This is a genomic window from Xanthomonas sp. F4 (genome assembly GCF_011761895.1).
Genome location: NZ_JAASQX010000008.1, coordinates 1 through 13,342, shown reverse-complemented (window position 1 = coordinate 13,342; position 13,342 = coordinate 1). Strand labels below are relative to the sequence as shown.

15 protein-coding genes and 1 riboswitch are annotated in these 13,342 nt (G+C 68.4%); of the genes, 4 read left to right on the top strand and 11 right to left on the bottom strand.

Annotated features, from left to right (window positions below):
* Positions 1-393: 393 nt before the first annotated feature.
* The 8 genes from FHR66_RS19205 to FHR66_RS19175 all read right to left on the bottom strand — a co-directional run bounded on the left by FHR66_RS19205 (position 394) and on the right by FHR66_RS19175 (position 7,825).
* Positions 394-726, bottom strand: coding sequence for a thioredoxin family protein (locus FHR66_RS19205; RefSeq protein ID WP_160968427.1), 333 nt, complete (start codon positions 724-726; stop codon positions 394-396).
* Between the two features lie 88 nt (positions 727-814).
* Positions 815-1,375, bottom strand: coding sequence for a flavodoxin (locus FHR66_RS19200; protein ID WP_160968425.1), 561 nt, complete (start codon positions 1,373-1,375; stop codon positions 815-817).
* A gap of 165 nt (positions 1,376-1,540) precedes the next feature.
* Positions 1,541-2,581 (bottom strand): ribonucleotide-diphosphate reductase subunit beta, encoded by a 1,041-nt coding sequence (locus FHR66_RS19195; protein WP_010340146.1) that lies wholly within the window; start codon positions 2,579-2,581, stop codon positions 1,541-1,543.
* A 107-nt stretch (positions 2,582-2,688) separates the two neighbouring features.
* Complete coding sequence (locus tag FHR66_RS19190; RefSeq protein ID WP_160968423.1) at positions 2,689-5,109, bottom strand: ribonucleoside-diphosphate reductase subunit alpha; 2,421 nt, start codon at positions 5,107-5,109, stop codon at positions 2,689-2,691.
* A 179-nt stretch (positions 5,110-5,288) separates the two neighbouring features.
* A riboswitch (cobalamin riboswitch) is annotated at positions 5,289-5,507 on the bottom strand.
* 221 nt (positions 5,508-5,728) lie between these two features.
* On the bottom strand, positions 5,729-5,860 hold the full coding sequence (locus FHR66_RS21195) for a hypothetical protein (RefSeq protein ID WP_255419584.1): 132 nt from the start codon (positions 5,858-5,860) through the stop codon (positions 5,729-5,731).
* A gap of 62 nt (positions 5,861-5,922) precedes the next feature.
* Positions 5,923-6,693 carry an SIR2 family NAD-dependent protein deacylase gene (locus FHR66_RS19185; RefSeq protein WP_160968421.1) on the bottom strand — a complete coding sequence of 257 codons (771 nt, stop codon included), beginning with the start codon at positions 6,691-6,693 and terminating at the stop codon, positions 5,923-5,925.
* A 167-nt stretch (positions 6,694-6,860) separates the two neighbouring features.
* A complete protein-coding gene (locus FHR66_RS19180; RefSeq protein ID WP_160968419.1) occupies positions 6,861-7,292 on the bottom strand; it encodes an organic hydroperoxide resistance protein in 432 nt (143 codons plus the stop codon).
* Positions 7,293-7,366: 74 nt separating this feature from the next.
* Entirely contained in the window at positions 7,367-7,825 is a 459-nt protein-coding gene (locus tag FHR66_RS19175) for a MarR family winged helix-turn-helix transcriptional regulator (RefSeq protein ID WP_160968417.1), read from the bottom strand.
* Between the two features lie 142 nt (positions 7,826-7,967).
* Here FHR66_RS19175 and FHR66_RS19170 point away from each other — a divergent pair, with 142 nt between their 5' ends.
* The gene (locus FHR66_RS19170) at positions 7,968-8,360 is read left to right on the top strand and encodes a hypothetical protein (protein ID WP_160968415.1); all 393 of its coding nucleotides are present in this window, start codon (positions 7,968-7,970) and stop codon (positions 8,358-8,360) included.
* A gap of 22 nt (positions 8,361-8,382) precedes the next feature.
* Here FHR66_RS19170 and zapE read toward each other — a convergent pair whose 3' ends face one another.
* Together zapE and FHR66_RS19160 are read right to left on the bottom strand one after the other, a co-directional pair.
* Entirely contained in the window at positions 8,383-9,480 is a 1,098-nt protein-coding gene (gene zapE / locus FHR66_RS19165) for a cell division protein ZapE (RefSeq protein ID WP_160968414.1), read from the bottom strand.
* Positions 9,477-10,142, bottom strand: a complete 666-nt coding sequence (locus FHR66_RS19160) for an alpha/beta hydrolase (RefSeq protein ID WP_160968413.1) — start codon at positions 10,140-10,142, stop codon at positions 9,477-9,479. The genes zapE and FHR66_RS19160 overlap by 4 nt, the downstream gene beginning before the upstream one ends.
* An 87-nt stretch (positions 10,143-10,229) precedes the next feature.
* Between FHR66_RS19160 and FHR66_RS19155 the strand changes: the two genes are divergently transcribed.
* Complete coding sequence (locus FHR66_RS19155) at positions 10,230-11,093, top strand: EamA family transporter (RefSeq protein ID WP_160968412.1); 864 nt, start codon at positions 10,230-10,232, stop codon at positions 11,091-11,093.
* Positions 11,094-11,272: 179 nt separating this feature from the next.
* Here FHR66_RS19155 and FHR66_RS19150 read toward each other — a convergent pair whose 3' ends face one another.
* The gene (locus FHR66_RS19150; RefSeq protein WP_160968411.1) at positions 11,273-12,598 is read right to left on the bottom strand and encodes a GTP-binding protein; all 1,326 of its coding nucleotides are present in this window, start codon (positions 12,596-12,598) and stop codon (positions 11,273-11,275) included.
* 75 nt (positions 12,599-12,673) lie between these two features.
* Between FHR66_RS19150 and FHR66_RS19145 the strand changes: the two genes are divergently transcribed.
* Together FHR66_RS19145 and FHR66_RS20970 are read left to right on the top strand one after the other, a co-directional pair.
* Positions 12,674-13,057: a MerC domain-containing protein gene (locus FHR66_RS19145; protein ID WP_160968410.1), complete on the top strand. Its 384-nt coding sequence runs from the start codon at positions 12,674-12,676 to the stop codon at positions 13,055-13,057.
* An 88-nt stretch (positions 13,058-13,145) separates the two neighbouring features.
* Positions 13,146-13,342: hypothetical protein (locus FHR66_RS20970; protein WP_208417154.1), on the top strand; the 197-nt coding region annotated here is incomplete at its 3' end.

Below are 13,342 nucleotides of genomic sequence, written 5' to 3'. Positions count from 1 at the left end.
TGCTGTTGATGTTGCTTCGGCTTTTGACTCACCGGGTTCCCTTCCGCAGCGGCGGCCAGCCCGGGGGAAAACCCCGAAGGGGCGGCGCACAGGGACGTGCGCCGTTCGCGGCAGGGGCAGGATGCCCCTTCCGCGAATCCCCGGGATGGACGCGGACCCGGAGCGCGTTAGCGCGGAGGGCGCGAGGCAGGGTGTGCTTTCTTTTGGTTACTTTTCTTTGCACAAGCAAAGAAAAGTAACTCGCCCGAAAGGGCGAAAGCCTTTGCCTTTGCCTTTGCTGCTTGAGATTTGCGCTTCGGACAAGCACAACCGCAAGAGTCGGCTTAGCAGCGACAGGCTCTATCGGTGAAGCCCGTCGCGGCTGAAGCCGGTCCTACGAGAGCATGAGCGCGCTCAGCCCAAGTGCGTGCGCACCACTTCGTCGATCTTGGCCGGCGGCACGAAGCCGGGCACGCGCGCCACTTCCTCGCCCTGGCGGAACAGCATCAGGGTCGGGGTCTGGCGCAGGCCCTGGGCGCGGAAGAAGTCCTCGCCCACGTCTTCCATCTTCACCTTGAGCAAGGTCACGCCCTGCGCACTCTCACCCTCGGCGAAGCGCTCCAGCGACTTGTCGAGCATGCGGCAGCCGGGGCAGTTGTCCTTGTTGAAATCGGCCAGCACGCGCGGGTGGGCGGCGAGCGCATCGGCGAACTGTTCGGCGCTGGAGACGGTGATGGTGGTGAGCATGCAACGGAACCTTGTCTGATGTCGGAAGAAGCCCGGCGTACGATGGCGACACCGGCAATGCCAGGAAAACGAAGGAACGACGACGGCGTCAGCCGCTGCCCTGCAGCGGCAACACCCTCGCAGCGAATCCGGCCGCACCGGCGGACGGGGGCTCGACAGCGGCCACCGGCACGGCATCTGCCGACGACGCCCGCGCCGCGCGCAACGCCAGCACCTGCGCGCACCAGGCGTCGATCGCCGTGTTGTCACGGTCGCCATGCGGCATCTGTTCGATCTCAAGCAACGGATAGGCGCTGTCGAAGAACCGCGCAATGCGCTTGACCGCACCGCAGTAATACTCCAGCCCCCACTGCGTCTCGCCAGTGCCGAACGCCGCGACCTCGATCGCCTTGCCGGTCGCCTCGACCAGCTCGGCGATGTAGCGCTTCATCTCCGCCGGCGTGCGCCCGGCGTTGTCGCTCCAGCTGCCGAGCAGGTGCAGGTCGAAGTCCGCCGCGCGCGCGGCATCGCCGAGCGCGCCCTGCAGCGTCTGCAGGTCGGTATGGATCCAGGTCACCGCGTGCCCAGCCGCCTCGCACTGCGCATGCACGCGGCGGGCGACGTCGCGGGTGTTGCCGCTGAGCGAAGCGTAGGCGAGCAGGATACGCATGGAGCCGGGATTGGGGAGTCGGGATTGGGGATTCGAAAGAGCGGGTCGACGTGGTTTCCACCCGTCGCGCAGAACAAATTCCTGCGCACGGGATCAGGGACTGGGAAAAGCGGGTTCCACGTTGCTGCTACGAATCCCGAATGCCGAATCCCAAATCCCGGCCCCTCAAAGATCGTCGAAACCGTTGTCCGAGTTGGTCTTCTTGTAGCTGGCGTTGCGCATCTCGAAGAAGTCGGTCTTGGTCTCGGTGAAGTTGTCGGCGTAGGCCTTGATCCACGGCATCACGTTGTCGCTGGCGCCGCTGTACAGCTTCTCGATGCCGAGCATGCCGGACATCTTGTTGGCGCGGTACTTCACGTATTGGATCATTTCGTCCACGTCGATACCCTCGATGCCGTCGAGCACTTCCGAGGACCACTCGGTCTCCAGGCGGATCGCGTGTTCGAAGGCCTGGTGCACGTAGTCGGTCAGCTCGTTGGTCTGCAGCTCGGCGTTCTCGCCGATGATGGCGCGGATCAGCTCGCTGATGAACTTGGTGTGGGCCAGTTCGTCGCGGTTGATGAAGCTGATGATCTTGCCGGTGCCGGTCATGCGGTTCTGCCGCACCAGGTTGTAGAAATACGCGAAGCCGGAATAGAAGTTGATGCCTTCCAGGATCGAGGACTGGATCAGCGAGCGCAGCAGGGTCTCGGCGGTCTTCTCGCGCATGAAGTCGTCGTAGGCCTGCATGATCGGCTGGTTGCGCGCGATGATGGTCGGGTGCGTCCGCGCGATCTCGAACACGCGGTTCTGGTCAGCCAGGCCGGCGATCGACGCCAGCACGTACGAGTAGCTCTCGTTGTGGATCACTTCCTGCTGGCCGATGATCGCGGCATTGGCGTGCGCGGCCGGGTCGGTGATGTATTCGGCGACGTTGTAGATGAAGCGCGTCTGCGGCGAATCCAGCGTGGCCAGCAGGCCGATGATCGAGTCGTAGGCGTTCTTCTCGCGCGCCGACAGCTCCCCGTACTGCTTGGCATCGCCCTTCATGTCCACTTCGTCGGGGATCCAGAAGTTGGTCGACAGCTCCTTGTACGCCCGGTAGAAGGACGGATACGGGATGTCGTTCCAGTTGAGGATGCCGCTGGTGGTGCCGTTGATGATGCCGGTGGAGCGGTTGGGGTGCAGCGGTTCGAGGATCTTGATGCGGTCGAGCGCGATGGCCATGGATTTGCTTCGTCAAGTCGGGTGAACGGCGCCGGCGGGCGGCGCGGGAATGCGAAACGCGCGGCGGCCATGGGCCGCCGCGCGCCGGTGGCGTCAGACGCCGGCGATCAGCTCGAGCACCACTCGCACTCGCTGATGTCGATGTCGTTGGAACGCACGTAGTAGGTGGTCTTCAGGCCTTCCTTCCACGCGGTCATGTGCAGGTCCAGCAGGGTGCTGGCGCGGATGCCGCTGGGCACGTAGAAGTTGAAGCTGATCGACTGGTCGACGTGGCGCTGGCGGCGCGCGTTCTGGCGCACGCTGGCGAACTGGTCGACCTTGTAGGCGCCCTTCTCGTAGTACGGGTAGGTGTCCACGGTCAGCCCCGGCGCCACCACCGGACGGCGGAAATCCTTCTTCTCTTCATAGTAGAACGCGCTGTAGATCGGGTCGATCGACGCAGTGGAGCCGGCGATCTGCGCGGTGCTCATGTTCGGCGCCACCGCCACCATCCAGGCGTTGCGCACGCCATGCACGCTCACCTGCGCGGCCAGTTCCTGCCACTCGGCGCTGTCGTAGCCGCGCTTGCTGAAGTACTCGCCGTTCTGCCAGTCGCTGCCCTTGAACACCTTGTACGCGCCCTTCTCCTTGGCCAGCGCCAGGCTCGCCTGGATGGTCAGGTAGTTGATGCGCTCGTACAGCTCATCGCTGTAGTCTTCGGCCGCACGCGAGTTCCAGTCGATGCCCTTCTGCGCCAGCAGGTGGTGCCAGCCGAAGGTGCCCAGACCGATCGCGCGGTACTTCTGGTTGGTGATGGTGGCCTGCGGCACCGGCAGCTCGTTGAGGTCGATGACGTTGTCGAGCATGCGCACCTGCACGCGGATCAGCCGCTCCAGGATGTCCGGCGACAGCAGGTCCGGCTGCGCGGTGACCGCGCGGCCCAGGTTCACCGAGGACAGGTTGCACACGACGAAGTCGCCGGCCTGCTTGGTGGTGACGATCTGGTCGCCGCTGATCATCTCCTGGATGACCCGCGTCGGGCTCATGTTCTGCAGGATCTCGGTGCACAGGTTGCTGGAATAGACCATGCCCTGGTGCTTGTTCGGGTTCATGCGATTGACTTCGTCGCGATAGAACATGAACGGGTTGCCGGTCTCCAGCTGGCTGACCATGATCCGCTTGAACATGTCGATGGCCTTGACCACCTTGCGGCCGATGCGCTCGTCGGCCACCACTTCCTCGTAACGCGCGCGGAAGCTGCCTTCGCCGCGCTTCTCGTCGAAGAAGTCCTGCAGGTACCAGCCCTTGACCTCCTTCACCTCGTGCGGGTCGAACAGGTACCACTCGCCGCGGCGCTCGACCGCTTCCATGAAGATGTCCGGCACGCACACCGCGGTGAACACGTCGTGCGCGCGCAGGCGCTGGTCGCCGTTGTTCAGGCGCAGGTCCAGGAACGCCTCGATGTCGCGGTGCCAGATGTCCAGGTACACGGCGATGGCGCCCTTGCGCTGGCCGAGCTGGTCCACCGACACGGCGGTGTTGTTGAGCTGCTTGATCCACGGCACCACGCCGCCGCTGGAGTTCTTGACCCCGCGGATCGCCGAGCCGGAGGAACGCACGTAGCCCAGGTAGGCGCCGACGCCGCCGCCGTGCTTGGACACGCGCGCCACGTCGGTGTTGGAGTCGTAGATGCCCTGCAGGCTGTCGTCGACGGTGTCGATGAAGCAGCTCGACAGCTGCCCGCCGATCTTGCCGGCGTTGGCCAGGGTCGGGGTGGCCACTGTCATGTACAGGTTGGACAGCGCCCAGTAGGCCTCGCCGACCAGCTGCATGCGGCGCTCGCGCGGCTTCTCGTCCTGCATCAGGTACAGGGCGATGGTCAGCCAGCGCTCCTGCGGCAGTTCGTAGACCTTGCGCGAGTTATCGGTGGCCAGGTAACGCGTGGCCAGCAGGTACAGGCCGTTGTACGCGAACAGCTTGTCGCGCTCCGGATCGATCATGCGGCCGGCTTCGGCCAGTTCGTCCTTGGAGTAGTTCTTGAGGATGTCGATCGAGTACACGCCGCGGTCGGCCAGGCTTTCCTGCAGACCGACATAGGAGCCGTACTTCTCGCCGGCATCGTAGAAACGGTTCTTGCTGGCGCGCTTGTACAGGCGGTCCAGGTACAGGCGCGCGGCGAAGTACTCCCACTCCGGCGTGGCGATGTCCACGCGCGACTCGGCCTCGCGGATCAGGTAGTCGACCATGTCGTCGGCCGACAGGCTTTCCCTCTTCTCGATGAAGGCGAAGGCCTTGCGCTCGTAGTCGCTCACGTCCAGCTGCGGGAACTCGGCGTGGATCCGGTCCAGGGTGCGCTGCAGGCGCGAACGGTCGAAGGCCATGCGGCGGTTGCCGCCGTCCTTGACGATCCAGGTCACGGCGCGCTGGTCGTTGCTCGGCTCGCTGCTGGCCGGCTCCGGCTGGGCGGTGGCGGCAGTGGCGGCGGCGGTCGTGGGGTCGACGGCGGCGTCGACGGACGCGGTGGCCGGCAGGCTGTGGGTCTGGCTCATGAAGGTCTCCAAGCGTGGTGCACGCGGCCGCCCGACCCTCGCAGGCAGCGGTCCGACCGGGTCCGAAGGGGCAGGCGGTGTCGCGAAGACTGCAAACGGCGCAGGCACCGGGCCTGCGGGCGGTCATCGCTGCACCGACCATCTCCCCCCGGAGATCGCGCGGTCGGCGCCGCGCGGTGTGCTTCGCGCGGCTGTCGGCAGGTCTTCGGGCTGATGGGCAACGGCCGTGGCCGGTTCCTAGCCCGTCGCTTCCCAAGGCGGGCGCCTCAGTGCGGATGACGGGTTCGTTCCCAATTACCGCTGCGGGGCAGCGCCGGAATTGGCGTTGGCACGCCGCACCGGCTTCCCTTTTGATCCCGCGGCTTGGGGCCGCCGGAACCGACCACCCCAAGATAGTGTGGTCGGTCGACGACGTCAACGCTAAATATGGGTCAAATTACGAAAACCTAAGCCTGGCAACGGTTTGCCGTCGGCAGCCGGTTTCGGCCCCGCCGCGGAGAACGTTCGCGGCCATAACGGGGCCGTGAAGCCGGGCCCCGGAAAGGGCCAAGATGCCATCGAAACGGCCCGCCGGCCGCCCGGCGCGCGCCCTCCCCGGCCATCCGCGCCGCCGGTCGGCTCAGTCGCCTTGCTTGTGCTTGTGCGGCTTGAGGGATTTCGTGTTTCCCGGAATGTCCTTGTTGTCCCGCTGACGCCGATCCGGCTTGCCGGTGCTCTTTGCGATGCGCCTGGGGCCAGGCTTGATGCCCATCATCACACTCCACGGGGGGGCGACCGAAGCAATCGAAGCCACATCTTCAACGTGCAGCGGCCTCAGGCCGCCATGCACTGCTGCAACAGCAACGGCAGCGCCACCGCCGCGCTGTCGCGCCAGTGCAGATCGGCGCGCACCGACAGCGCGCTGGGTTCGGGGTTGATCTCGACCACGCAGGCGCCGCGCTCCTTGGCCTGCAGCGGCAGGCTGGCGGCCGGATAGACCAGGCCGGAACTGCCGATCACCAGCACCAGGTCGGCGGCGTCCGCCGCGGTCTGCGCGCGCGTCCACTCCGCCGCCGGCAGCGCTTCGCCGAACCACACCACGCCCGGGCGCACCGTGCCGCCGCAGGCCGCGCACACCGGCGGCGCCAGGCGCTGGCTCGGCGTGTGCACGTCCACCGGCGGCAGCAGCCCGCGCCAGGGCTGGCCGCAGTCGCTGCAGCGCAGCGCCGACAGGCGGCCGTGCACATGCGCGGCGACCTCGCTGCCGGCGCGCTGGTGCAGGTCGTCCACGTTCTGGGTCACCAGCGTGGTGTGGCGGACCTCGGCCAGGCGCGCCAGCGCAAGATGCCCGGCATGCGGCTGCGCCAGCGCCACGATCGCCATGCGCCAGCGGTACCAGCCCCAGACCAGGGCCGGATCGGCGCGCCAGGCGTCCTCGGTGGCCAGTTGCTCGGGATCGAAGCGCGACCACAGGCTGTCGTCCTGGCCGCGAAAGGTCGGCACCCCGCTCTCGGCGGACATGCCGGCACCGGTCAGCACCAGCACACGACGCGCGCCCTGCAGGAAGGCGGCGACGGTCTCGGCGTTGTAGGCGGAACTGAGCATGGCGCGCCCGATTTGATGGAGCGCAAACTATTACATTGACGTAGGGCGGCCTCAATGTGCGCGGCAACACGCGCGGCACCCGCAACGCGAACGGGCGGCCACTGGCCGCCCGTCGCTTACCGCCATGGACCGGCGCACGCACCGGCCAAGACATCCCGCTCGCTGGCTCAGCCGAGCACGACCAGCTTGACGTCGATATTGCCGCGGGTGGCGTTGGAGTACGGGCACACCTGGTGCGCCTTCTCCACCAGCGATTCCAGCGTCGCACGCTCCACGCCCGGCGCCGCGATGCGCAGTTCCACCGCGATACCGAAGCCGCCCGGGATCTGGCCGATGCCGACATGGCCCTCGATGTTCGTCTCGGCCGGCAGCGTCACCTTCTCCTGCCCGGCGACGAACTTCAGCGCGCCGATGAAGCAGGCCGAGTAGCCGGCCGCGAACAGCTGCTCCGGGTTGGTGCCGTCGCCGCCGGCGCCGCCCAGCTCGCGCGGGGTCGACAGCTTGACGTCCAACGCCTTGTCGGGGGTGGCGGCGCGGCCGTCGCGGCCCCCGGTGGCGGTGGCAGTGGCGGTGTAGACGATGGTGGTCGGTGAAGCCATGGTGGTTCTCCTTGGAGGGTGGCGCCGCGGCGCCATGGGTGTAGAGGGGATGGGGTGATCGGAGCCGGAATCGCTCAGGGCGCGGCCAGCAACTTGCCGCGGACCTCTTCCAGGTCGTGCTTGAGCCGGGTCAGTTGCTGCAGGTCGCAGGCGACCGCGCACAGCACGCCTTCCGGCACTGCCTGCGCACGCGCACGCAGGGCCTGGCCCTCGGCGGTCAGCGCGATCAGCACGCGGCGCTCGTCCTCGGCGGCGCGGCGGCGGGTCAGCAGGCCGACCGCCTCCAGGCGCTTGAGCAGCGGGGTCAGCGTGGCCGAATCCAGGAACAGCTTCTCGCCGATGTCCGAGACGCTGCAGCCGTCCTGTTCCCACAGCACCAGCATCACCAGGTACTGCGGATAGGTCAGGCCGAGCTCGCCCAGCAGCCCGCGGTAGAGCTTGTGCATCGCCAGGTTGGCCGAATACAGCGCGAAGCACAGCTGGGTGTCCAGCTTCAGCAGCGCGGTGGCGTCGGGGGGAGAGGTGCGGTCCATGGAGGGGATATTACATAGCGCGCGATTCAATCGCAAGCGATATTTTTGCCGGCGCTAACTTCCGGCTGAAGCGGTCGGCGTCCTGCCACTGCGCCGCCGCTGGCGCAGGATTACGCTGCCGCGCAGCCCGAGGAGCTTCCGCATGCGTATCGCGTTCCTGCTGTTGGCCGCACTCGGCGCTGCGCCCGCCGCCGTCGTGCCGAACACCCTGCCCGCCGGCCCCGTGCTGGTCGGTGCCGGCGCCGACGCGCTGGCGCGTGAAACCCATCGCCAATGCCCAACGGTGCCGACCGACCGGCTCACCCCGGCCGACCTGCTCGATGCCGAGGACACGTTTCGCGACGGGCTGTCGGTGGCGCAGCGCCAGGCCATGGACCGGCAGTTGCCGCAGGACGGCGCGTTCGGCCCGGCCCGCTGCGCGCACCGCGAGGGCGGCGCCAGTTGCCTGGCGGCCTCCTATCTGGAAGAGATTGCGGCCGCGGGCCTGATGCCGCGCTTCGTCGCCGGGCTGTGTGCGCCCGGCGCAGTGCGCTGAGCGCGCGCCGGCGGTCCTGCATTCAGACCCGGTGCGCGGCCGACAGGTACTCGGCGCTCTGCATCTCGATCAGCCGCGAGGCGGTGCGCTCGAAGGCGCCGGCCAGGCGCTCGCCGGTGTACAGCGACGGCGGCGGATCCTGCGCGGTGCAGACCAGGTTGACGTGACGGTCGTACAGCTCGTCGATCAGGTTGACGAAGCGCCGCGCCGCGTCCTCGTTCATGCGGTCGAAGTGCGGGATGCCGCCGAGCAGCACGGTGGTGAACTCGTGCGCGATCTCGATGTAGTCGCTGGGACCGCGCGGGCCTTCGCACAAGGCGACGAAATCGAACCAGACGATGCTCTTGCCGCGCGCGCGCACCGGGATCTTGCGTCCCTCGATCTCGATGTTGCCGCGGCGCGCCTCGGCCTTGCCGGTCAGCTCGCTCCAGCGTTGTTCCAGCCAGGCATCGCTGTCCTCGGCCAGCGGCGCGCGGTACACCGGCGAGCGGGTCAGCGCGCGCATGCGGTAGTCCTCGGTGCCCTCGGCGTACAGCTCCACGCAGTAGGTCTGCAGCAGCGCGATCGCCGGCAGGAAGCTGTCGCGCTGCAGGCCGTTGAGGTACAGGTTCTGCGGCGCGGTATTGGAGGTGGTGACCAGGGTCACGCCCTCGGCGAACAGGCGCTCGAGCAGGCGCGACAGCAGCATCGCATCGCCGATGTCGGTGACGAAGAACTCATCCAGCACCAGCACGCGCAGCCGGCTGCGCCACTCCTGCGCGATCTTCGCCAGCGGATCGCTCTGCCCGGCATGCGCGCGCAGGCGCTCGTGCACGCCGCGCATGAAGCGGTGGAAATGGGTGCGGTACTTCCGCGTGATCGGCAGGCCGTCGTAGAACAGATCGACCAGGAAGGTCTTGCCGCGGCCGACCCCGCCCCAGAAGTACAGGCCGCGCACCGGCTCGGGCTTCTTCCAGAACGCCGACAGGCGGTCCAGCCAGCCGTCCTGGTCGCCATCCACGATCGCGACGTGGATGCGGTCCAGTTCGGCCAGCGCCGCGTGCTGGGCCGGATCGTCGCGCCAGTCGCCGCGCGCCACGCCCTCGGCGTAGCGCTGCGACGGCAATGCCGCCGCGCTCACGCCTGTGCCGCCGGCAGCCAGCCCTTGACCGCGTGCTGCAGGGCGCCGCGCAGGTCGATCAGCTTGCGATGGAAGAAGTGGCTGGTGTCGGGCATGCGCACCAGTTCTGGCTGCGCTTCCAGGGTCTCCAGCCAGTCGTACACGGCCTGCGGATCGACGATCTCGTCGGCCTCGCCCTGGATCACCAACCACTGCGGCGGCGGCACCATCTCGGAAAAATCCCAGCGCCCGGCCGGCGGCGCGATCGAGATCAGCACCTGCGGCTGCAGCGCGGCGCTGGCGCGCAGCGAGACATAGGCGCCGAAGCTGAAACCGGCCAGCCACAACGCGTCGTACGGACGCTGCGCGCGCACCCAGGCGGCCACCGCGGCCAGGTCCTGCTGCTCGCCCTCGCCGTGGTCGAAGCTGCCGGCGGAAGCGCCGACGCTGCGGAAGTTGAAGCGCACCACGTGCACGCCCAGTTCGCGCAGCGCGCGCGCGACCATCGTCACCACCTTGTTGTGCATGCTGCCGCCCTCGGTGGACAGCGGATGGCAGACGATGGCGGTGACCGGCAGCGCGGCGACGTCGGCGTCGGGCAGATCGACCGCGGCCTCGATCGGGCCGGCGGGGCCTTGCAGCGTCACTGGGCCGGAGGCGGTGGGGAAAGCGGGAGATGTCATGCGGTCATAATACCGGGGCTGGGTCGTGGCCACATGCGGATGCGGTGCACGCAGCGTTCTTTTCCCTTCCCGATCCGGATCCCGCGTGTGGTCTTCGTTCTGCTGAGTGTGGTGTGCAGCGTGCTGGTCTCGGCGCTGCTGAAGCTGGCGTCGCAACGGCGCATCGACCTGGCCCAGGCGGTGACCTGGAACTACCTGGCGGCGCTGCTGCTGTGCGCGGCCCTGCTGCAGCCGCCGCTGGCCGCGCTGGACGGCGCGCATACGCCGTGGGCGGCCCTGCTGGCCCTGGGCGTGCTGCTGCCGGGCATCTTCCTGGTGCTCGGCCGCGCGGTGGCCAGCGCCGGCATCGTGCGCACCGACGCCGCCCAGCGGCTGTCGCTGCTGCTGTCGCTGGCCGCGGCCTTCTTGTGGTTCGGCGAACACGCCAACGGCGCCAAGCTGGCCGGCCTGGCGCTGGGCCTGCTGGCCATCGCCGGCATCGTGCAGCGGCCGGACACGACGCCGCGCAGCGCCGCAGGCACCGCGCCGTGGCTGCTGCTGGTATGGGTCGGCTTCGCCGCGATCGACGTGCTGCTCAAGCGCATCGCCCAGGCCGGCACGCCGTTCGCCGCCTCGCTGCTGGTCGCCTTCGCGCTGGCCTTCGTGCTGCTGCTGGGCGTGCAGCTGTGGCGCCACCTGCGCGGCACCGCCCCGCTGGCCTGGCGCAACCTCGGCGCCGGCCTGCTGCTGGGCGCACTCAACTTCGGCAACATCCTGTTCTACGTGCGCGCGCACCAGGCCCTGCCGGATAGCCCGGCCAGCGTGTTCGCAGCGATGAACCTGGGCGTGATCGGCCTGGGCACCCTGCTCGGCGTCGCGGTGTTCGGCGAACCCACCAATCGCTGGAACCGCCTCGGCCTGCTGCTGGCGGTGCCGGCGATCGTGCTGATCGCGATGGGTGCGGGTAGCTAGTTCTCAGCGCGCGCCTGCAACTCCCGCTGCCGATTCTCGAATGGCAAGCGCATCAGTGTCATCGCGCTGGAAATGGATCGCCACGAATCTGGCCTGATCGTGCCGGCAGGCAATCAACCCTCAGCACCCGCACCCCGCTCTTACGATTCCCCAATCCCGATTCCCGAATCCCGGCTCAATCAACGCCTCCACGCCGGAAACGGATCCTCCAGCCCCTGCCACGCCACCGGCCCCTGCCGCAGCTCGGCGTCGTCGAGCAGGCAGGCATCGAGTTCGGCGCGCACCCGCGCCGCGTCCAGGCCGACGCCGATCACTGCCAGTTCCTGGCGGCGGTCGCCCCATAGCGGATGCCACATCGCCCGCAGCGCCGCGTACTCGCGCGCATCGCCGACCTCCTCGGCCTGCGGCGGCGGCGCGTTCCAGCACGCAGTCTGCTGGCGCTGCCAGCCCAGCTCGGTATACGGCAGCGGCGACGGCGGCAGCACCAGCGGCGTCTCCAGCAGGCCGCGGTCCACGCGCTCGCGCGCCGCGTACCAGAACCCGGCGGCCTGGGTCTGGGTGGCGGCGCCGACGATGGACAGTTCGCCGACCCAGTCCATGCGGCTGGCCAGCCAGAAGAAGCCCTTGCTGCGGATCACGTCGCGCAGGCCGCGCTGCGCCAGCCGTGCGAAGCGCAGCGGATGGAACGGCCGGCGCGCGCGATAGACGAAGCTTTCGATGCCGAACTGCTCGGTCTCCGGTGCGTGCTCGCCGCGCAGCGCCTGCATCCAGCCCGGCGCCAGCTGCGCGCGCACGAAGTCGAAGCGGCCGGTGTCCAGCACCAGTTCCAGTGGTACGTCGCCATGGCTGGCCTCGACGATGCGCGCATCGCGGTTGAGCGCACGCAGCACCGCGCGGGTGCGGTCGAGGGTGGCCGCATCGGCCAGGTCGGCCTTGCTGACGACAATCACGTCGGCGAACTCGATCTGCTCCACCAGCAGGTTGACCAGCCCGCGGTCGTCGTCGGCCCCGGCCTGCAGCCCGCGGTCGGCCAGCCGCTCGGCCGAACCGAAGTCGCGCAGGAAGCTGACCCCGTCGACCACGGTGAGCATGGTGTCCAGGCGCGCGACATCGGCCAGACCGCGGCCGTCGGCATCGCGCACGGCGAAGGTGGCCGCCACCGGCATCGGTTCGGAGATGCCGGTGGATTCGATCAGCAGGTAGTCGTAGCGCCCGCTCTCGGCCAGGCGCTGCACCTCCTGGCGCAGGTCGTCGCGCAGCGTGCAGCAGATGCAGCCGTTGCTGAACTCGACCAGCGTCTCCTCGGTGCGGCTGAGCGCGGCGCCGCCGTCGCGGATCAGCGCCGCGTCGATGTTGACCTCGCTCATGTCGTTGACGATCACCGCCACGCGGCGGCCGTCGCGGTTGTGCAGCACGCGGTTGAGCAGGGTGGTCTTGCCGGCGCCCAGGAAGCCGGACAGCACGGTGACGGGAAGGCGGCGATCGGAAACGGTGGAGATGGACATGGCGGGCATCGGCGCGAAGGCGTGGCGGGCTGGAAATGTTACTATATAACACTTGATGCACTGGAGTGGACGTCGATGAAACCCCTGCCGCAATCCTTCTTCGATGCCTCGGCGATGGTGTTGTCCGGGCTGTGCCTGCTGCACTGCCTGGCGTTGCCGTTGCTGGCCGCGGCGCTGCCGCTGTTCGGGGTCTGGGCCGAGGCCGAATGGGTGCATGTGCTGTTCGTGGCGATCGCCGCGCCGTTGGCGGGGCTGGCGCTGTGGCGCGGGCATCGGCGCGACGCGCTGCCCTGGCCGCTGTGGACGCTGGCGGCGCTGGGGCTGCTCGGTCTGCTGGCCGGCGCCTTCGGGATTCCCGACGAGGCCAGCGAGACCGCGATGACGGTGAGCGGCAGCCTGGCCCTGGCCGGTGCGCATCTGTGGAACTGGCGCCGGCACCGGCAGCGTTGCCGGCATTGAGCGCAGACGCGGGCGCGGGACATGCGGCATAGCGTGCGGCCGCCGAGCGGCAATCAGGGCCGAAGCGCAGTTTGCTGTCGCTGTCGCCTTGGCAGTTGCCGTCGCCTCTGCTGTTGCTGACGCTTTGGCAGTTGCCGCTGTTTTTGCCGCTGTTTTGCCGTTGCCGTTGCCGTTGCTGTTGCCGTTGCTCTGGCTTTTGACTTACCGGGTTCCCTTCCGCAGCGGCGGATGGACCGGGGAAAAACCCGAAGGGCGGCGTACATGGATGTACGCCGTTCGCGGCAG

Coding starts and splice junctions, on each gene's coding strand:
- FHR66_RS21195 (WP_255419584.1), bottom strand. CDS start 5,860: ATGGGCATCAAGCCTGGCCCCAGGCGCATCGCAAAGAGCACCGGCAAG.
- FHR66_RS19160 (WP_160968413.1), bottom strand. CDS start 10,142: ATGACATCTCCCGCTTTCCCCACCGCCTCCGGCCCAGTGACGCTGCAA.
- FHR66_RS19150 (WP_160968411.1), bottom strand. CDS start 12,598: ATGTCCATCTCCACCGTTTCCGATCGCCGCCTTCCCGTCACCGTGCTG.
- FHR66_RS19190 (WP_160968423.1), bottom strand. CDS start 5,109: ATGAGCCAGACCCACAGCCTGCCGGCCACCGCGTCCGTCGACGCCGCC.
- FHR66_RS19185 (WP_160968421.1), bottom strand. CDS start 6,693: ATGCTCAGTTCCGCCTACAACGCCGAGACCGTCGCCGCCTTCCTGCAG.
- FHR66_RS19175 (WP_160968417.1), bottom strand. CDS start 7,825: ATGGACCGCACCTCTCCCCCCGACGCCACCGCGCTGCTGAAGCTGGAC.
- FHR66_RS19205 (WP_160968427.1), bottom strand. CDS start 726: ATGCTCACCACCATCACCGTCTCCAGCGCCGAACAGTTCGCCGATGCG.
- FHR66_RS19145 (WP_160968410.1), top strand. CDS start 12,674: ATGAAACCCCTGCCGCAATCCTTCTTCGATGCCTCGGCGATGGTGTTG.
- FHR66_RS19200 (WP_160968425.1), bottom strand. CDS start 1,375: ATGCGTATCCTGCTCGCCTACGCTTCGCTCAGCGGCAACACCCGCGAC.
- FHR66_RS19195 (WP_010340146.1), bottom strand. CDS start 2,581: ATGGCCATCGCGCTCGACCGCATCAAGATCCTCGAACCGCTGCACCCC.
- FHR66_RS19180 (WP_160968419.1), bottom strand. CDS start 7,292: ATGGCTTCACCGACCACCATCGTCTACACCGCCACTGCCACCGCCACC.
- FHR66_RS19170 (WP_160968415.1), top strand. CDS start 7,968: ATGCGTATCGCGTTCCTGCTGTTGGCCGCACTCGGCGCTGCGCCCGCC.